Genomic DNA, 17,600 nt, shown 5'->3' on the forward strand with positions numbered 1-17,600 from the left:
GCCGCGTTGACGGGATGAACCTGACGCTGCGCATGCTTTGAAACAGATGATAGGGAGTTCGACATGTCCAGCGCGATTCCCGCCTTTCCGCCCGTCGAAGACCTGACCGCCGAGACGGCGGCTGAGGAGTTGGCCTGGCTGGCCGCCGAAATGGCTCGCCACGACGCCCTCTATAATGAAGCGACGCCCGAGATTTCCGACGCGGACTACGACGCCCTGCGCGCCCGGAATCTGGCGGTCGAGGCCGCCTTTCCCGATCTGGTCCGCCCCGACTCCCCGTCGAACAAGGTCGGCGCCGTCGCCTCCAGCCAGTTCGCCGAGGTGCGCCACGGCGTCCCCATGCTGTCGCTGGACAACGCCTTCGACGAGGGGGAGGTGCGCGACTTCGTCGCCCGCATCGCCCGCTTCCTGAAACTGCCGGCCGACGAACCCATCGCCTTCGTCGCCGAGCCCAAGATCGACGGCCTGTCCGCCAACCTCCTCTATGTGGACGGCCGGCTGACCCTCGGCGCCACGCGCGGCGACGGGCGCACGGGCGAGGACGTGACCGCCAATCTGAACACCATCGCCGATGTGAAACAGGCCCTGGCCGGCGACGACTGGCCCGACCGGATCGAGATCCGGGGCGAGGTTTACGCCCCCAATGACGCCTTCGCCGCCTTCAACGCCGCCGCCGAGGCCGAGGGCCGCCGCACCTACGCCAACCCCCGCAACTTCGCTGCGGGCTCCCTTCGCCAGAAGGACGCCCGGATCACGGGCAAAAGGCCGCTGAACTTCTTCGCCTACGCCTGGGGCGAACACTCCAGCGATTTCGCCGAGACCCAGTGGGAGGCCCTGCAAAAGCTCAAGGCCTGGGGCTTTCCCGTCAACGCCCGCTCGCGCCGGGTCGAGGGCGCCGAGGGCCTGATCGCCGTCTATCGCGAACTGGAACGCGACCGCGCGACCCTGGGCTATGACATCGACGGCGTGGTCTACAAGGTCGACCGCATCGACTGGCAACGTCGCCTGGGCTTCGTCGCCAGAAGCCCCCGCTGGGCCATCGCCCACAAATTCCCGGCGCAACAGGCGACCACGGTGCTGGAGGGGATCGACATCCAGGTCGGCCGCACCGGCTCCCTGACCCCCGTGGCCCGGCTCCACCCCGTCACCGTCGGCGGGGTCGTGGTCAGGAACGCCACCCTGCACAATGAAGACGAGATCGAACGTCTGGATGTCCGCGTCGGCGACACCGTCCGCCTGCAACGCGCCGGCGACGTCATTCCTCAGATTCTGGGCGTGGTCCCGGACCTGCGGCCCGCCGACGCCGTCCCCTATGTCTTCCCCGACAAATGCCCGGTCTGCGGCTCGGAGGCCGTGCGGGAGGGCGACGAGGTCAAGCGCCGCTGCACCGGCGGCCTGATCTGCGACGCCCAGATCGTCGAGCGGCTGAAGCATTTCGTCAGCCGCCGCGCCTTCGACATCGAAGGCCTGGGCGAGAAACAGCTGGTCGCCTTCCACGCCCGCGGCTGGATCAAGGAGCCCGCCGACATCTTCCGCCTGGCGCGCGATGCGGACCGGCTGAAGGAATTGGAGCGCGAAGATGGCTATGGCGAGACCAGCATCCGCAACCTGGTCGCCGGCATCGACGCCCGGCGCGTCATTGCGCTGGACCGGTTCCTGTTCGGCCTGGGCATACGCGACATCGGCGAACAGACCTCCATCGTCCTGGCTCGGGCCTTCGAAAGCTGGTCCGCGCTGAAGGCCGCCTGCGTCCAGGCCGCCTCGGGTGTGCCGTCCGACGCCTGGACCACGCTCGCCTCCGCCCACGCCATATCGCCCCGCGTCCTGACCCTGATGGCCGAGGCGACGCCCCCCGCCGTCGATCCCTGGCCCGAGGCGACGATGGACATGAAGATCAGTCAGGCCTTCCCCGGCATGGCCGCCCCGGCCCGCCGCTCGCTGGCGACGATGGTTCAGGACTGGTCCGGCCTGGTCGAACTGGCCCGCGTGGCGCGTGAGGAAGCCCCGTCCGAAATCCTGAACCAGATCGCCGGCGTCACCGGCGTCGGCCCCGTCGCGGCCCTGGCCCTGGCCCACTTCTTCCACGAGCCGCACAATCTTCAGGTCGTCGCCGCGCTCGAAGCCGAACTGACCCAGATCCTCGACGCCGAACGGCCCAAGTCCGACACCCCGGTCGCGGGAAAGACCGTCGTCTTCACCGGCGCCCTGGAACGCTTCACCCGCGACGAAGCCAAGGCCCGCGCCGAAAGCCTGGGCGCCAAGGTTTCAGGTTCCGTCTCGAAAAAGACCGACTACCTGGTCGCCGGCCCCGGCGCCGGGTCCAAGCTCAAGGACGCCGAAAAGCACGGGGTTCGGGTGCTGACCGAGGACGAGTGGCTGGCTCTGATCGGGGGATAGGTGGGGGCTTAGCCGGTCCGCGCGCGGAACGCCCGCTGCTCCAGCCGCCGAAAGCTTCCCTAAGGTCCGGTTTTTGTTGGCGATAAGGTGATCGGCAGAGCCTTGTTTTGATCCAAAACCGGGATCACCTTGCGCCCAACGGGCGGCGTCGCCGACCCGAACAGAGGAAACGACGATGAAGACCAAGATCATGCTGGCCGCCGCCGCCCTGGCGACCGCCCTCGCCTCCCCCGCCCTGGCCGGCGATCCGACTGGCCTGTGGCAGACCCCCACCAATGGCGGCCAGGTGCGGATCAGCCGCTGCGGCCAGGCCCTGTGCGGGACGCTGGTGACGTCGAACCACATCCGCGCCGACCCCAATGTGCGCGACGAGCACAATCGCGACGCCAGCCTGCGGGGCCGGACCCTGCGCAATCTGCCCATGCTTTCGGGCTTTACCGGCGGCCCCACGGAATGGCGCAACGGCTCCGTCTATAATCCGGCTGACGGCCGCACCTATCGCGGCACCATCACCATGAACGGGGACAACAGCCTGAACCTGCGTGGCTGTGTCGTCGCTCCCCTGTGCAAGACCCAGACCTGGACCCGCATCCAGTAATCCTCTTCGGCGCAGAACAGCAAAGGCCCGGCCGGATCGCTCCGGCCGGGCCTTTTCATGGCGTTCAGAGCCAGAACCTCAGCGGTTCAGGGCCGCCCGCGCCGCCTCGGCGTAGCGATGGCCCACCGCCGCTCCCTTGGGGAAGACGGCGTCGATTCGCGCCAGATCCTGGGGCGTCAGCGCCAGGTCCACGGCGGCGACGTTCTGCTCCAGGGTCGCGACGCGGCGGGTGCCGGGAATGGGGATCAGATCGTCCCCCTGAGCCAGGACCCAGGCCAGGGCCAGTTGGGCGGCCGTGACGCCCCTGTCGGCCGCGATCGCCTTCACCGCCTCGACCAGATCCAGGTTCTTCTGGAAATTCTCGCCCATGAAGCGCGGATTGGTGCGGCGGAAGTCGTCGGGGGCCAGATCGTCCACCGACCTGATCTCGCCGGACAAGAAGCCCCGGCCCAGCGGGCTGTAGGGCACGAAACCGATCCCCAGCTCGCGCGTGACGGCGAACAGCTCGTCTTCGGGCTCGCGGCTCCACAACGAATACTCCGTCTGAAGCGCCGTGATCGGATGGGTGGCGTGGGCCTTGCGCAGGGTCTCAGGCGACGCCTCTGACAGCCCCAGGAAACGGACCTTGCCCTCGGTCACCAGCTCCGCCATCGCTCCGACCGTCTCTTCGATCGGCGTGTCGGGATCGACCCGGTGGAGATAGTAGAGATCGACGTGATCGACGCCCAGCCGCTGGAGACTGCCCTCAATGGCCCGGCGGACGTTGGCGGGGCTGCCGTCCACCATCAGCTTCGACCGGTCCGCGTTGTAATTGATGCCGAACTTGGTGGCGATAAAGGCTTGGTTGCGCCGATCCTTCAGCGCCTTGCCGAGGAGGATCTCGTTCGTATGGGGCCCATACATCTCGGCCGTATCGAACAGGGTCACGCCCAGGTCCAGGGCCCGGTGGATGACGGCGGTGGACTGGGCCTCGTCGGCGCCGCCGTAGAAGGCGCTCATGCCCATACAGCCCAGGCCGATGGCCGAGACTTCGGGTCCGCTTGGACCCAGTTTGCGCGTCTTCATCTGCGCTCTCCTGTCGATGTGGGGGATCGGCCCAAAAACGGAAAATGGAGGCCGACGATCAGGAGATGGGAGCTACAGGCCGGGGCATCAAGCCCGCCCGGCCTCTGCGATGGTACCGCCTCTCAGGCTTGAACTGAGGACCTCCGGTTCCACAAACCGGCGCTCTAACCAACTGAGCTAAGGCGGCCCGCGCATCGCGAGGCGCGTTCTCTACCGGTCCTGCGACAGGGGATCAAGCGGCTTGATGCGATTTCGTGGCGACGCGGGACAAAAGAAAACGCCCCGGAGATGGCTCTCCGGGGCGTCTGGTTCTGGCTGGCCAGCTTACTGAAGGCGGAAGCGAACCGTGAAGCGCGCTTGGCCGCCTTGGGCAACCCCGTCAACTGTGCCCGGCGAAAATCTCGCCGACCGCATTGAAGACAGGGCTTCACGACCGAAGCCCGCGCCAGCAGGCGTTTCGGAAACGATGCTGCAGTTCGTGGCCGACCCGTTGGCTTGAACCGAGCACAGCAACACGACCGTGCCTTCCTCAATCCCACGCTCTTGGGCTCGGGCGGGGAATTCAGGACGAGGCTGCCGCGACCAGCTGACACTGGTGATCGTCGAAGGCCGAACCGGCGCCGGCGGAGCCGGAGGCGGCGGCGGGCCGGGAACGACGACGGGCGGACCGGTGTACTCGACCCGATCTTCCTTCTTCGTCGGCGTGATGTTCACCGGCGGAGGCGGAACGATGTTCGGGACGGGCGCAGGCACGCGAACCTGAAGCTTCGGCGGCGGAGGCGTGTCCGTCGGCGGAGGCGGCGGCGGCGGAGGCGGCGGAGGCGGCGGGACCGGCTCGACCAACTCGACCTCGACGGACTCGTCGACGTAGTTGAACTCCTTGAGCTTAAACTTCGACTGCTGAAGGAAGAAGATCAGCAGGGCGAACAGGAGGGTGACGATCAGCAGGCACACGATCAGCACGGGGTAGGAAACCCCCATGAAGCCCTTGGCCTTGGGTACGTCGTAACGACTGCGATGATAAGTGACGTCTGTCATACTATCTCCGCCATCTAGCTCGTCGCCTGGTCTTCGCCGACCAGTGCAACGCTGTAGAAGCCGTTATCCTGCAAGGCGTTCATGACCTGCATGAAGTCGCCGTAGCGGGTGTTTTGGTCAGCCCGAATGAAGATCCGCTCATCGGCCGGGTTCCGGGAGCCGATCTGTTTCGTCAGATCTTCTCCCAGCGTTCCGATGCTGGTCTGGAAGTCGCCCACAAAGACGTCGCCGTCGTTCTGGATCGAAATATAGACCGGCTTGGGCGGGTTCGGGGCCGCCTTGGCGACGGCGATCGGCAACTCTACCGGCACCGACACGGATGCGAGCGGAGCCGCAACCATGAAGATGATGAGCAGGACGAGCATGATATCAACGAAAGGCGTGACGTTGATATCGCTGTTGGCCTCGACCTGGCTGCCGCCGCCGCCTGATTTAATCTTGGCGGCCATCCGTCTTACGCCCCCTTGTCGAGTTGACGCGAGATGCCGTTCAGCAGCTCAGCGGCGAAACCGTCGGCGCGGGTGCCGTAGGCGGCGATGCGGGTGTTGAAGTAGTTATAGAAGACCACGGCCGGGATAGCGGCGAACAGGCCGATACCGGTGGCCAGCAGGGCCTCGGCGATACCCGGAGCAACGACGGCCAGGTTGGTCGTGTTGGATTCCGCGATGCCGATGAAGGAGTTCATGATGCCGTAAACGGTGCCGAACAGACCGACGAACGGACCGGTCGAACCGACCGAGGCCAGGAACTGCTGACCGCCCGACAGGCGCTTGGCCAGGCCCGACTGAACGGCGGCGACGGCGGCGGTGGCGCGGCCCATGGCGTTGTCCAGGTGGTCGCCGGTGACCGAAAGGCCGGCTTGACGCGACATTTCGATTTCGTCGGTGGCGGCGGCGGCCATGTCGGCCAGCGGGTTGCCGTCATATTCTTCCTGGGTGGCGACGGCGCGCATGTCCGCGATGGTGCGGGCGCCGCGGAAGTTTTCCAGGAAGTTGTCGGTCTTGCGGTTCAGGGCGCCGAACTCGAACAGCTTGATGAGCAGCAGGGTCCACGACAGGATCGAGGCCAGCAGCAGGCCGATCATCACGACCTTAACGATGATCGTGGCTTCCATGAACATGGAGATCGGGGTGATGCCGCCCGAATGACCGCCGCCGACGGATTCGCCGACGGTTGAGGGGTTGGCCGCATCGGCGGCCGGAGCCATGGCCGTCGGGGCTTCGGCGGGCGCGGCGGCCGGGGTCGGCTCGGCCGGGGCCTGGGCCTGGGCCAGAACCGGCGAGCTCGCCATCAGGACGGCCGCGCCGGCCGCGGCGAGAAGGATGTTCGTCTTTTTGCTGTTCAGCATAGTTCGCCAGTTCCTGCTTGGTCTGACTCGTGGAACCAAAGGTGCGGCCGTGTCAAAGGGCCGCCCCCCAACCTGAAATGTTTCCTTCAGAGGCCATGTCCCTGCGGGATCGCCGGCCGCTGAATTCTTGGATGGAGACATATGCGGTCGCCCGTACTGCCTCCGATGTTCGAACCGCGGGAGAACACGCCTCCTAGAATCCGTTTGACGCCTTAATGGGAGGGCGTCCCAACCCCTTTGACGAACCCTTACCGGAGCGTCAAGGGACAACAGCCGGATTTCGCCTTTGGGGAGAAGGTTCATGAGAATCTCGCCCTTTTGTCGCGCCCAGAATGGCGCAGCACGACATTTTTGTGATGCTAATCTGTAGATTAGGGGAAGCTTGTTCGAAAACGCGCCTCGGCGCAGTTTTTAACTCTTTCAGCAGCCTTCCGCAGGTCATCCGCCCCGCGAGTCGCCGATTGCACGCGACGATCGCACGCATGAAGGCGCTTGCCGGGAAAAGATATGAGATCTGGGAAGCCCCGAAGGGAAAATGGTGCCTGGAGGCGGATTCGAACCACCGACACGCGGATTTTCAATCCGCTGCTCTACCAACTGAGCTATCCAGGCGCCGACGCGGCGTCGCGAGAGGCGGGTCTATAGGCGACACTTTTCGCACTGTCCAGCGCCGTTTCAGTCCTTTTCGTCATCCTCCTTCAGCCCCTCTTCCAAGGGAACCGGAATGACGTAAGCCCCACTGAACCAGCGTTGCAGATCCACCTCTGAACAGCGGCGCGAGCAGAAGGGCCGATATTTGGGATCGGCCTCGGCCTTTCGGCAAATGGGACAGGCGCTCATGGTTCAGCCTTCTTCTATATGGCCCCGGCCGGGCGGCAGGGCGTCGTCGGACCGCAGGCCGGCCCTCGGCCCCAGCCGGGCGATCAGGGGCGCGGCCAAGGCGGCCTCCTCGGGCGCGCAGCGGACGCTCAGCCTCGGCGTCGTCGTTTCGCTCAGCAGCCGCCGACGCAGCGCCCGAACCAAGGCCAGGGCGCGCGTGGCGACCGACGGTCCGCCGCCGTCGAACAGTCGTTCCTCGACCGGCGTCATGCGCCAGGGCAGCGACATCTGCAGCAGGCCGAACCGGCTGATCGGGCCGAAGACGGCCTGCGGTTCATCGGAAAAGGCGGCGCGGGCGATGCGGGCTTGAGCCTCCGCGTCCTGCCCGTCCCCGACCAGGTCGATGACCACCAGCCCGCCCCACTGTCTGAGACCGATCAGCCGCGCGGCCTGATGGAGCCCCTCTCGGTTGGCGGCCGCCCGCCCCTGCCGCGCGTCTCGACCGGGACTGGGCGCATAGTCGATGTCGACGGCGACCAGGGCGCGCGTCCTTTCCAAGGCGAGATCGACGCCATGGGCCGCGCTGCCCCATCGGGCGGCTAAGGCCTCTTCCTCCGCTTCCACAGCGGCGTCGATGGCGGCGACGCCCTCGATCAAGTGACTATTCGGAGCCAGGGCCTGGAGACGTTCCGCCACGCCGGGCGCGGCTTGCAGCAGACGCGGCGCGCCCTCCCCCGGCCCCAGACGACGCACGACCGGCCCCTTGCCGGCGCGGGGTTCGGCGATCACCACCACCTCCAACCGCTCGCCCTGATCGACGCGATCCTTCCGATTCAGCGGCAGGAAGGCCGGCGGGCCGGCGCCCAGGTCCATGAAGGCGCCGCGAAGGCCTGGAATGACGTCGGTCACACGGCCTACGGCCCGCGCGCCCAAACGGCACTGAGCGACGTCGTCGTCGCGATGGATGATCAGATGGGTGTAGCGGCCGTTCCGGGACGCCACGCCGCGGATTTCGCCAGGCGTGTCGTCGAGGAAGACCTCGACCGCGCCGCTCATGCGCGCCAGCCGACGCCGTGCAACAGTTGGACGGCTTCGTACAGGGGCAGCCCCATGACCGAGGGATGGCTGCCGACGATCCGCTGAACGAAGGCGCCGGCCGGGCCCTGGATGCCGTAGCCCCCGGCCTTGCCGCGCCAGTCGCCCGTCGCAACATAGGTCGCGATCTCATGATCGGACAGCGGTTTGAAGGTGACGCGGGTCTCATTGACCCGTACGGCCGTCCTGCCGTCGCGCACCACCGCCACCCCTGTGAAGACGCGATGGTTGCGCCCGGACAGCAGTTTGAGGAAACGTGCGGCCTCGGCCTCGTCCGCCGCCTTTTCGAGAAACCGACGACCGACCGCGACCACCGTGTCGGCGGCCAGAACGACGGCCTGGGGGCGACGCGAAGCGACCACCTGGGCCTTGGAGGTCGCCAGCCGCTCGGCCAGACGCGGCGGCGTCTCCCCCTTCAGCGGGGTTTCGTCGATATCGGCAGGGTCGATGTGATCCGGCTTGATTCCCACCTGCGCCAGCAATTCGATGCGGCGTGGGCTGGACGAGGCCAGCACAAGCTCCAGACGCCCTTCCGACACGAAAACGACGCCGCTCCTTATTTGAAGCGGTAGGTGATGCGACCCTTGGTCAGGTCGTAGGGGGTCATTTCCACCAGGACCTTGTCGCCCGCCAGCACGCGGATACGATTCTTGCGCATCTTGCCGGCGGTGTGGGCGATGATCTCGTGGTCGTTCTCGAGCGTCACGCGGAAGGTGGCGTTCGGCAGCAGTTCGCTGACGGTGCCGGGAAACTCGAGCAGTTCTTCCTTAGCCATGCGGCCTCTCGCGCCCGGTTGATATGCGTTCAGCCCCACGCCGGGCGGGCGCGAGGGGCGGAATGGAGGGGCCTAATGCCTCAAAACGGCAAGATAGTCGAGGTCAGCCGCGACGGTAGAGGGCGCACAGCAGGGTGAACAACCGCCGCGCCGTCTCCTGATCGACTGCGATCTTGCCTTCCAGGCGGTTCATCAGCTGTTCCGCCCCTTCGTTATGCAGTCCCCTTCGACCCATATCGACAGATTCGATCTGGCTGGGCGAGGAGCCGCGCAGGGCTTCATAATAGCTGTCGCAGATCAGTAGATAGTCTTTGATGACGCCCTTCAGCGGCGTCAGGCTGATGGCGTAGGTGCGGGCGAAGGCCTCGCCCGTGACGTCGAACACCAGACGATTGTCCTGAAGCGACAGCTTCAGCCGGTAGGACCCGCCCTCTGCGCCGACGGGTTCGAAACTGTTTCGTTCGACCAGATCGAAGATGGCGACGCGCCGCTCGTGCTCGATCTCGGCCGTCGCCGCCGGCAGGGTGGCGGCGTCCAGCTCGACGGACGCCAGCTTGTGGGGGGCGCTCATACCGTCTTCCCTTCGTCCAGCCCTGCGTCGTCCAAATGTGTCGGCGCCATTCGGGCCGGCCAGCGCTCGGATATGTCAGTGACGACGGCGTCCAGGCATTCGACGTCGATTCTCAGATCACCGCCCCCGGCGAACATCAGTATGACCCGACCGCTCGGCGCCTCGGTCGGGATGAAGTCGAGCGCCAGCAGTTCCAGCGAGGCGTCCGGGTTGCGCGGCAACCGCCGGCTCTTTACCCCCATGACATCGCCGAACTGCATGGCGGACATGACGCGGGTTCCGCCGCATTCCCAACAGAAGCGGCTGAAGGCGATGGTCAGGGTGCGGGCGCCCTTTTCCCAGACGATGTCGATCGGCCGGAGTATGGCGTCCTGAAGGGCGGCCGAGATGATCTGCAGATCGTCGGCGTCCTCGGCCAGCAGACGCAGCGGTTCGACCGCCGTCTTGGCTTCGGACAGGGCGCCGTCGATCTCCGCTGTCATCACTCCATCCCTTCGCTGTGACCCTTGATCCGCCGAATCTCTGCGCCGCAGGCGCCGAGCTTTTGTTCCAAACGCTCGAACCCGCGATCCAGATGATAGACGCGACCGACGGTCGTTTCGCCTTCGGCGACCAGGCCGGCGATGATCAGGCACATCGAGGCGCGCAGATCGGTGGCCATGACCTGGGCGCCGTGCAGCGCCTCGACGCCGTGCACACGGGCCTCGCCCGCATGGACGGAGATCTCGGCGCCCAGCCGCGCCAGTTCCGGCACATGCATGAAGCGGTTCTCAAAGATCGTCTCCCGCACCGTGCTGACGCCCTCTGCCGTGGTCATCAGGGCCATGAACTGGGCCTGCAGATCGGTGGCGAAGCCCGGATAGATCGCCGTCTCGACATCGACCGCCTTCAACCGGACCTTGGGATCGCGCTTGATCAGAACGCCGTCTTCCGTCGGCGACACCTCGACTCCGGCCTCGATCATCTTGTCGGTCAGGGCGCCGATCAGATCAGCCCTGGCCTTGGTCAACCGGACCTCGCCCCCGGCCATGGCGGCGGCGACGGCGTAGGAGCCCATTTCGATACGGTCGGGAATCACCGACCAGGTCGTCCCGGTCAGGGACGAGACGCCGGTGATGGTCAGGACGTCGGTGTCGATCCCCTCGATCTTGGCGCCCATGGCGGTCAGACAGCGCGCCAGATCGCCGATCTCGGGTTCACGCGCGGCGCGACGCAGCACGGTCGTGCCCTGGGCCAGGACGGCGGCCAGCAGGGCGTGTTCGGTCGCCCCGACGGAGACGAACGGAAACTCGATCTCGGCGCCCTTCAGGCCGGACGGCGCCTTGGCGGTCACATAGCCTTCCTCCAGCTCGATCTCAGCGCCCAGGGCCGTGAGCGCCTGAAGATGCAGATCCACCGGGCGGGCGCCGATGGTGCAGCCGCCGGGCAGGGACACCTTGGCCTCGCCGGTCCGGGCCAAGAGCGGCCCCAGCACATTGAAGGAGGCCCGCATCTGCCGCACCAGATCATAGGGGGCGAAGGTCGATGTCAGGGTCTTGGCGTGGAACAGGCTCTCCTGCCCGTCGGCGCCGTCACGCTCGGTCGCCTCAATGCCGAACTGGCGCAGCAACTGACCCAAGAAGCGGGTGTCGGCCAGCCGCGGCATATTGGTCAGCAGCAGGGGTTGATCCGTCAGGATCGAGGCGGCCATCAGCTTGATGGCGGAATTCTTGGCGCCGCTGACGGGGATCTCCCCGAAGAGCTGAGCGCCGCCCTGAATGGCGATACTGTCCATGACGTCCTTGAAGCGCGCCCGAAGGAAACGCCTCGGGGGGAGGGTTCTCTAGCAAGCCGGCGCGCGCTTGCCAAAGGGCGGAGCGTCCGCCGGGCGATGACTTTCAGTTGCTGTCCTTGGGCGCCGCCGGGGTTCGGGCGGGCGCCTTGCGGCGTCGCAGGTTGGCGCGCAGGGCCGCCGCCAGGCGAATGGCGCGTTCGGCCTTGGCCCGCGCCGCCTCGGACGGCGCGCCGGCCTCTGGCGTCAAGCTGGGCGAGGTCTCGACGGGCGGGGTGTCGGTGTCGTGCGGCGGACGAGTCATGGGCTTAGAATGCCGTGATAACGGGGCTTGTCCAAACTTTCTTTCAGATCGTCAAAAAGCCGCTTCCCTCCCCCGAACGGTTTGGCTATACGGCCGCTTCCTCAGTCGGGGCCGCCGTAGCTCAGTGGTAGAGCGCATCCTTGGTAAGGCTGAGGTCGTGGGTTCGATTCCCCCCGGCGGCACCATCTGAGACGAAAAAGGCCCGGCGAAAGCCGGGCCTTTTGCTTGATGGAAGGCCGCGCCGCTTCAGTCCGAAGCCGTCGCGCCTCGCGGCCAGGCCGCGCCGTCTTCAGCGTCCCGGTCCTTGCTCCAGCTGAAGCCCATCGACAGGGACTTGCGGCTCGAATCGCCGCCGTAGCCGCGCACCCGGCCGTAAGGCGGATAGAAACCAGGCCCCCGAAGTCCATAGCCGTAAGCCTCATAGCCGTAGCCCCAGGGTTCGTTGCGCCCCTCGCGATAGGCCAGGTCCAGACGCCCGTTTTCGCCGATCGGCATCGAGACGGCGGTGCCATAGCTGCGATAGCCGCCGGTGCCGACGCCCGCCTCGACCATGCCGTGCATCTGGCGGTCGTCCATGGGGCCTTCAGGGAGGGGCTCCTGAAAATCGACGCCGGGCGTTCGGTTGCTGAGCCAGGCCTGGATCTGCTGTTCCGTCGTCATCCCATGGGGTTGAGCGTCCTGCGCGGTCGGCGCAGGAGCAGCGGCTTCCGGGGCGGCGGCCATGGCCTGGGCCAGGGTCGGGGCGTTGGTCGGGGCGGTCGCGACGACGCCGTCAGGATCGCCGTCCGCGCCTGCGCCCGAAGCTGCGAGCGCCAAGCTCGCCACAAGTCCTGCCATCAGCATGGGCCGTCTCCTTCCGCCTCATCCTAGCACGCCGATTGCGGCCATGGTCAGGCGTTTCCGTCGCCCCGTCGCAACGGGTCCGGCAAGGGTTCGCCTTCGGGCACGAAGGTCAGAGCGACCGAGTTGATGCAATAGCGGTTTCCCGTCGGCGGCGGACCATCGGGGAAGACGTGGCCCTGGTGGCTGCCGCAGCGCGCGCACTGGGTCTCGATGCGAATCATGCCGTAGCTGGTGTCGCGCACCTCATGGACGTGGGCCGGATCGACGGGTTCGGTGAAGCTGGGCCAGCCGGTTCCGCTTTCGAACTTGGTGCGGCTGCGGAACAGGGGCAGGCCGCATTCCCGGCAACAGAAGACGCCCGCGCGCTTTTCGCCCAGCAGGGTTCCGCAGAACGGCGCCTCTGTGCCGTGGGACAGGAGGACGCGCTTCTCCTCGGGGTTCAGGTCCGCCTCCAGCCGGGCGCGTTCCTGATCATCGGGCGGCGTCAGATCATAGCCGGCCGAGGAGCGTCGGGGGGCTAGGGAATCGGAAAGGTCGATATCGGTCATGACCCCGAAATAGGAAGGGGCGGGCCGAGGTTCCACCCCGACCCGCCCCCTTCAGATCCGATCGCCGAGACGTCCTATTGGAACAGGCTGGCGACCCAGGCGCGCACGGCCGTCTCGTCGGCCGCATCACCCGAGTAAGCCAGGCCCTGCGTCGGCGTGTACGGGGCGTCATTGCCGCGCTGGCGGGTGGTCCAGGCCTTATGGCCATAGGTCAGCTCCGCGTAGTTCGACGGCAGACGCAGCACGGTCGGCTCGATGAAGATGGTGTCCTCAGCCGTGGTTGATCCCGCCAGACGCACGTTCGGCAGGCGGGTCAGCAGATCCAGGGTGTCCAGGCAGCCCCCGCTGCAGCCGGCGTCCACCAGAACGACCACGGGTCCGGCGACCGGATTGGCCGCGCCGGTGTCCGGCACGGACGGACGACCCGGCATGGTGAAGGTCGCCTGATTGGCCGCCAGGGCCGAATCGAAGGCCGCCACGATGGCCTGGGTCTGGTCGATCACTGCGCTGGATTCCTGCACGAAGCGAGGATCGGCCTGCATGCGGCCCAAGGTGTCGACGAACCACTGGCGATTGGCCGGGGTGGCGCGATAGGTGATGGAGCCGGCTTCCGGCTGGCGGCTGACGGTGAACTCCGGCGTCCAGATGCGATTGGCCAAGCCGTAGCCGCGGCTGGTGGCGTTCAGCGACGACCCGTCGGCGCCGCGCAGATCGATCACCAGGCCCTGCGATCCGCGAATGGCCGGCAGCTGCGCCTCGACGGCGGCGAAGAAGGCGTCCCAGCCGGCGTCGTCGGCCAGACTGTGGACATGGACCCAGGGACGACCGTTGACGGTCTCGACGGCCAGCGGCGTCGCCGGCGGCACATAGACGGTCGCGCGATAGGCGGCTTCCAGCGACGCCGCGTCGGCGGGTTGCGGCTGCATCTGGAACTCGCGGTCTCGGCGCCCGACCTTGAAGCTGCACAGCGACGGCACGCCGCCGGTGAAGGGGTTGTTGCGGTTCCACAGCAGATAGGGGGCGGTGCGGACGCGCCCGGCTTCCGTCGTCAGATCGCCTTCCCAACGGTCCAGCCGCTCTTCGGCCAACTCGGCCGCAGTCTTGTCGCCGCACTTGACCAGGGTCGAGCCGACAGGCGGCAGGTTTCGAACGCCCGGCTTGACGTAGGAGACCACATATTCGCCGTTGCGCCAGGCCGTCGTCAGGCCCGGCCAGCCGATGGCGAAGAAGGGCCCCTGCCCTTCATAGGTCGGCCGGATCGCGGTGTTGGAATCGCGGAATCCGTTCGCATAGTAGCGCAACAGATAGGCGTGGCTGTCCCCGCTGTTGACGCGGCCGACGCGGCCCAGGGCGTCCTGATAACCGGCGTCGATCCAGTTTCGGAAGGCTTCGCCCGGCGCGCCGGGAATGACGGCGGCCGGATGGTTGGCGGCCAGGGCGTCGCGGGCGGCCTGAAGGTCTTGCTGGGCCAGTGCGCGGAAATCCTGGGCCGATGCGGCTCCAGCCGCCAGACTGAGGGACATGACGGCGGCCGAGGCGGCGGCGATCAAGCGGTTCATGGAGGCTCCTGGGCTCGGATTCTAAAGCGAGGTGGCGCCGTTAAACCTTATGGCCGCCGGGCTTGCCAACCCCCATCGGCGCCCTTTGGCGCGATTGTCGCATCCCTCGCCGAGCGCCGATACGGCTCAGAGTGGCGGGGAACTTTCCGTTACCGGACCGAATATCTGTCGGAAGCTGTTCTTCAACGCCGCATCCGCCTCGTCCATCGTTGCCAGGATTCCCAGGTCCACCAAGCTGGTCACCCCGTGCTCCTGGATGCCGCACGGCACGATGCCGCCGAAATGCTCCAGGTCGGGCTCCACGTTCAGGCTGATCCCGTGGAAGCTGACCCATTTGCGGACCTTGACCCCGATGGCGGCGATCTTGTCCTCGCGCGACCAGCCGGCGCCCTTGCGCTCGACCCAGACCCCGACCCGGCCCTCGCGCACCCCGGCCTCCACGCCGAACCGGTCCAAGGCGCCGATCAGCCATTGCTCCAGCCCGCGCACGAAACCGCGCACGTCCTTGCCGCGCTGGTTCAGGTCCAGCATCACATAGGCCACGCGCTGACCCGGTCCGTGATAGGTGAACTGCCCGCCGCGCCCCGTGCGATGAACGGGAAAGCGCGCCGCATCGAGCAGATCCTCGTCCTTGGCCGACACTCCGGCCGTATAGAGGGGCGGATGCTCCAAGAGCCACACCAGCTCCGCCGCCTCCCCCGCCGCGATGGCGGCGACGCGAGCCTCCATGAACGACTCGGCGGCGGCGTAATCGACATAGGTCGAAGAGACGGTCCATTCGACCGGGCGGCCGTCGCCGCGACGCAGCTTCTTAAGGTCAGGACTTAACGGGTCGGCAAGCATAAGGCTTCAATGTGCAGGCGGAGGCGTTTCCGCAAGGGACGACCTCTTAGTGAACGAGAGCGCCCGTGTCCCAGATCAACGCCGTCAACGTCGAAATCTCAGTCGTGCTGGGGCGTATGGTGCTGCCGATGTCCCAACTGCTGAAGATGGGTCGGGGCGCGGTGATTCCGCTGGATGCCTCCGAGGGCGACGAGGTTTGGATCCTGGCGAACAACCACCCCGTCGCACGCGGCGAGATCGAGATTCGCGAAGACCGGATCGCCATCACCGTCACCCGGCCCGCCGACGTCTATGACTTCATGGCCGGCGCGGCCTGACGTCCGAACGGCGTCAACCGCACAAAGCGCGCTCGGCTCAAAAGAGAGACTTTCCTTTTCCAGCGGCTTCGTCTATTCGCCGCCGCTCCGATGCGAGCGGTCGTGGCGGAATTGGTAGACGCGCAGCGTTGAGGTCGCTGTGGGGCAACCCGTGGAAGTTCGAGTCTTCTCGACCGCACCATCTGGCTAAACAGGGCGATTCATCGGCTAACTACGGCTGGACATTCTACCAAGGGAGGCGACCACGTGAGCACCACGGACACCGCCTTTGCTCCAGCCGAAGCGCCTGAAACCGAAGACCACGCCGCCCTGGACGAGGACTATGTCCTCACGCCCCAATTCGTCGAAAAAGTCGTGGACGCCGCCGACGACGGCGACGGCATGCGACTGCGGTCGCTGCTGGAGGATCTGCACCCCGCCGACGTCGCCGATCTGATGGGCTTCCTGACGGCTGAGCACCGCGCGGTCGTGGTGCTGTGGCTGCCGCCGGAACTGTTGGCCGAGACCCTGCCGGAGCTGGACGACGGGATTCGGGAAGAAGTGCTGGAGCGGGTGCCGCACGGCACCCTGGCCGAGGCCCTACAGGAACTGGATTCCGACGACGCCGCCGCCGTGGTCGAGGATCTGGAAGACGACCAGCGCGAACGCGTCCTGGCCGCCATGCCCGACGTCGACCGCGCCGCGATCGAGAGCAGCCTGGGCTATGAGGAAGAGTCCGCCGGCCGCCTGATGCAGCGCGAGGTGATGGCGGCGCCCCAGTTCTGGAGCGTGGGCGACACCATCGACCATATCCGCAAACAGGGCGACGACCTGCCGGAGCTGTTCTTCGACATCTATGTGGTCGATCCGCTGAACCGCCCCGTCGGCGGGGTGCCGATTAGCGGCCTGTTGCGCGCCCCCCGCAGCGCCGCCCTGTCCGACCTGATGGAGCCGATCAATGAGATCGCGGTCGATCAGGACCAGGAAGAGGTCGCCTACATCTTCGAAAAATACCATCTGATCTCGGCGCCGGTCGTGGACGCGGCCGGCCGGTTGGTCGGCCAGATCACTGTCGATGACATCGTCAACATCATTCAGGAAGAGAACCGCGAGGACATCCTGCGTCTGGCCGGTGTCTCCGACGAGGATCGCGGCTCGTCCGTGACCGAGATCGTGCGCGGCCGCGTGCCCTGGCTGGCCATCAACCTGGCGACCGCCGCCCTGGGCGCCAGCGTGATCGGCCTGTTCGAGGGCACGATCCAACAAATTGTGGCCCTGGCGGTCCTGATGCCCATCGTCTCGGCCATCGGCGGCAATGCAGGCACCCAGGCTCTGACCGTCACTGTCCGCGCCCTCGCGACCCGCGAACTGAACTCCGCCAACGCCACCCGCACGTTTTTCCGCGAACTGGTCGTGGGCCTGGCCAACGGCCTGATCCTGGCGCCCCTGATCGGCGTCGCCGCGGGGATCTGGTTCCGAGATGAGGACTGGAAGATCGGCGTCGTCATCGCCGCCGCCATGATCCTGAACCTGCTGGTCGCGGCCTGTATCGGGGTTCTGACGCCCCTGACCCTGTCGAAGCTGAAGTTCGACCCCGCCGTCTCCTCGGCGGTTTTCGTGACCGCCACGACCGATTTCTTCGGCTTCCTCATATTCCTGGGTCTTGCGACGATCGTTCTGTTGTAAACGCTTGGCCCCAGGCTTGCTGCGGGACGGCTCAGGGCCGAGCC

At 66.7% G+C, this 17,600-nt stretch carries 20 protein-coding genes and 4 tRNA genes; 6 read left to right on the forward strand and 18 right to left on the reverse strand.

What is annotated here, in order from left to right:
- Positions 1-63 precede the first annotated feature (63 nt).
- Positions 64-2,397, forward strand: a complete 2,334-nt coding sequence (ligA, locus tag BSP_RS12665; RefSeq protein WP_054766052.1) for an NAD-dependent DNA ligase LigA — start codon at positions 64-66, stop codon at positions 2,395-2,397.
- Positions 2,398-2,572: 175 nt separating this feature from the next.
- Complete coding sequence (locus tag BSP_RS12670) at positions 2,573-2,995, forward strand: DUF2147 domain-containing protein (RefSeq protein ID WP_054766053.1); 423 nt, start codon at positions 2,573-2,575, stop codon at positions 2,993-2,995.
- Positions 2,996-3,073: 78 nt separating this feature from the next.
- On the opposite strand, the gene BSP_RS12675 is transcribed toward BSP_RS12670, so the two are convergent.
- From BSP_RS12675 to BSP_RS12740, 14 genes are all read right to left on the reverse strand, one after another.
- Positions 3,074-4,060: an aldo/keto reductase gene (locus BSP_RS12675; protein ID WP_054766054.1), complete on the reverse strand. Its 987-nt coding sequence runs from the start codon at positions 4,058-4,060 to the stop codon at positions 3,074-3,076.
- A 110-nt stretch (positions 4,061-4,170) separates the two neighbouring features.
- A tRNA-His gene (locus BSP_RS12680) sits at positions 4,171-4,247 on the reverse strand.
- Between the two features lie 137 nt (positions 4,248-4,384).
- Positions 4,385-5,098 carry an energy transducer TonB gene (locus tag BSP_RS16535; protein WP_054766055.1) on the reverse strand — a complete coding sequence of 238 codons (714 nt, stop codon included), beginning with the start codon at positions 5,096-5,098 and terminating at the stop codon, positions 4,385-4,387.
- Between the two features lie 14 nt (positions 5,099-5,112).
- Entirely contained in the window at positions 5,113-5,547 is a 435-nt protein-coding gene (locus BSP_RS12690) for a biopolymer transporter ExbD (RefSeq protein WP_054766056.1), read from the reverse strand.
- Between the two features lie 5 nt (positions 5,548-5,552).
- Positions 5,553-6,446: a tonB-system energizer ExbB gene (gene exbB / locus BSP_RS12695; protein WP_152950564.1), complete on the reverse strand. Its 894-nt coding sequence runs from the start codon at positions 6,444-6,446 to the stop codon at positions 5,553-5,555.
- Positions 6,447-6,982: 536 nt separating this feature from the next.
- Positions 6,983-7,058, reverse strand: a tRNA-Phe gene (locus BSP_RS12700).
- A 63-nt stretch (positions 7,059-7,121) separates the two neighbouring features.
- The gene (locus BSP_RS12705; protein WP_082382714.1) at positions 7,122-7,286 is read right to left on the reverse strand and encodes a DNA gyrase inhibitor YacG; all 165 of its coding nucleotides are present in this window, start codon (positions 7,284-7,286) and stop codon (positions 7,122-7,124) included.
- Between the two features lie 3 nt (positions 7,287-7,289).
- Positions 7,290-8,321, reverse strand: a complete 1,032-nt coding sequence (locus tag BSP_RS12710; RefSeq protein WP_152950565.1) for a ribonuclease E/G — start codon at positions 8,319-8,321, stop codon at positions 7,290-7,292.
- The gene (locus tag BSP_RS12715) at positions 8,318-8,899 is read right to left on the reverse strand and encodes a nucleoside triphosphate pyrophosphatase (RefSeq protein ID WP_054766059.1); all 582 of its coding nucleotides are present in this window, start codon (positions 8,897-8,899) and stop codon (positions 8,318-8,320) included. The genes BSP_RS12710 and BSP_RS12715 overlap by 4 nt, the downstream gene beginning before the upstream one ends.
- Before the next feature lie 17 nt (positions 8,900-8,916).
- Positions 8,917-9,135 (reverse strand): translation initiation factor IF-1, encoded by a 219-nt coding sequence (gene infA / locus BSP_RS12720; RefSeq protein WP_008261544.1) that lies wholly within the window; start codon positions 9,133-9,135, stop codon positions 8,917-8,919.
- Between the two features lie 103 nt (positions 9,136-9,238).
- Positions 9,239-9,706 carry a UPF0262 family protein gene (locus tag BSP_RS12725; protein ID WP_054766060.1) on the reverse strand — a complete coding sequence of 156 codons (468 nt, stop codon included), beginning with the start codon at positions 9,704-9,706 and terminating at the stop codon, positions 9,239-9,241.
- The gene (locus BSP_RS12730) at positions 9,703-10,188 is read right to left on the reverse strand and encodes a DUF2948 family protein (protein ID WP_054766061.1); all 486 of its coding nucleotides are present in this window, start codon (positions 10,186-10,188) and stop codon (positions 9,703-9,705) included. The genes BSP_RS12725 and BSP_RS12730 overlap by 4 nt, the downstream gene beginning before the upstream one ends.
- Positions 10,188-11,480, reverse strand: coding sequence for a UDP-N-acetylglucosamine 1-carboxyvinyltransferase (murA, locus tag BSP_RS12735; RefSeq protein WP_152950566.1), 1,293 nt, complete (start codon positions 11,478-11,480; stop codon positions 10,188-10,190). The genes BSP_RS12730 and murA overlap by 1 nt, the downstream gene beginning before the upstream one ends.
- 103 nt (positions 11,481-11,583) lie before the next feature.
- Positions 11,584-11,781: a hypothetical protein gene (locus BSP_RS12740; RefSeq protein WP_054766063.1), complete on the reverse strand. Its 198-nt coding sequence runs from the start codon at positions 11,779-11,781 to the stop codon at positions 11,584-11,586.
- Between the two features lie 110 nt (positions 11,782-11,891).
- Here BSP_RS12740 and BSP_RS12745 point away from each other — a divergent pair.
- Positions 11,892-11,966, forward strand: a tRNA-Thr gene (locus BSP_RS12745).
- Between the two features lie 61 nt (positions 11,967-12,027).
- On the opposite strand, the gene BSP_RS12750 is transcribed toward BSP_RS12745, so the two are convergent.
- The 4 genes from BSP_RS12750 to lipB form a co-directional block, all read right to left on the reverse strand.
- Positions 12,028-12,624, reverse strand: a complete 597-nt coding sequence (locus BSP_RS12750) for a hypothetical protein (protein WP_227975964.1) — start codon at positions 12,622-12,624, stop codon at positions 12,028-12,030.
- 47 nt (positions 12,625-12,671) lie between these two features.
- A complete protein-coding gene (msrB, locus tag BSP_RS12755; protein ID WP_152950567.1) occupies positions 12,672-13,172 on the reverse strand; it encodes a peptide-methionine (R)-S-oxide reductase MsrB in 501 nt (166 codons plus the stop codon).
- A gap of 74 nt (positions 13,173-13,246) precedes the next feature.
- Positions 13,247-14,731 carry a hypothetical protein gene (locus BSP_RS12760; RefSeq protein ID WP_152950568.1) on the reverse strand — a complete coding sequence of 495 codons (1,485 nt, stop codon included), beginning with the start codon at positions 14,729-14,731 and terminating at the stop codon, positions 13,247-13,249.
- A 126-nt stretch (positions 14,732-14,857) separates the two neighbouring features.
- Positions 14,858-15,574 (reverse strand): lipoyl(octanoyl) transferase LipB, encoded by a 717-nt coding sequence (gene lipB / locus BSP_RS12765; protein WP_152950569.1) that lies wholly within the window; start codon positions 15,572-15,574, stop codon positions 14,858-14,860.
- Between the two features lie 65 nt (positions 15,575-15,639).
- On the opposite strand from lipB, the gene BSP_RS12770 reads away from it, so the two are divergent.
- The 3 genes from BSP_RS12770 (at position 15,640) to mgtE (ending at position 17,556) form a co-directional block, all read left to right on the forward strand.
- Positions 15,640-15,891, forward strand: coding sequence for a FliM/FliN family flagellar motor switch protein (locus tag BSP_RS12770; protein WP_054766067.1), 252 nt, complete (start codon positions 15,640-15,642; stop codon positions 15,889-15,891).
- 96 nt (positions 15,892-15,987) lie between these two features.
- Positions 15,988-16,072 (forward strand) — tRNA-Leu (locus BSP_RS12775).
- Positions 16,073-16,137: 65 nt separating this feature from the next.
- Positions 16,138-17,556, forward strand: coding sequence for a magnesium transporter (gene mgtE / locus BSP_RS12780; protein ID WP_054766068.1), 1,419 nt, complete (start codon positions 16,138-16,140; stop codon positions 17,554-17,556).
- Positions 17,557-17,600 lie beyond the last annotated feature (44 nt).

Origin of the sequence: Brevundimonas sp. Bb-A (genome assembly GCF_009394735.1) — a bacterium.
GTDB classification, from domain to species: Bacteria; Pseudomonadota; Alphaproteobacteria; order Caulobacterales; family Caulobacteraceae; genus Brevundimonas; species Brevundimonas aurantiaca.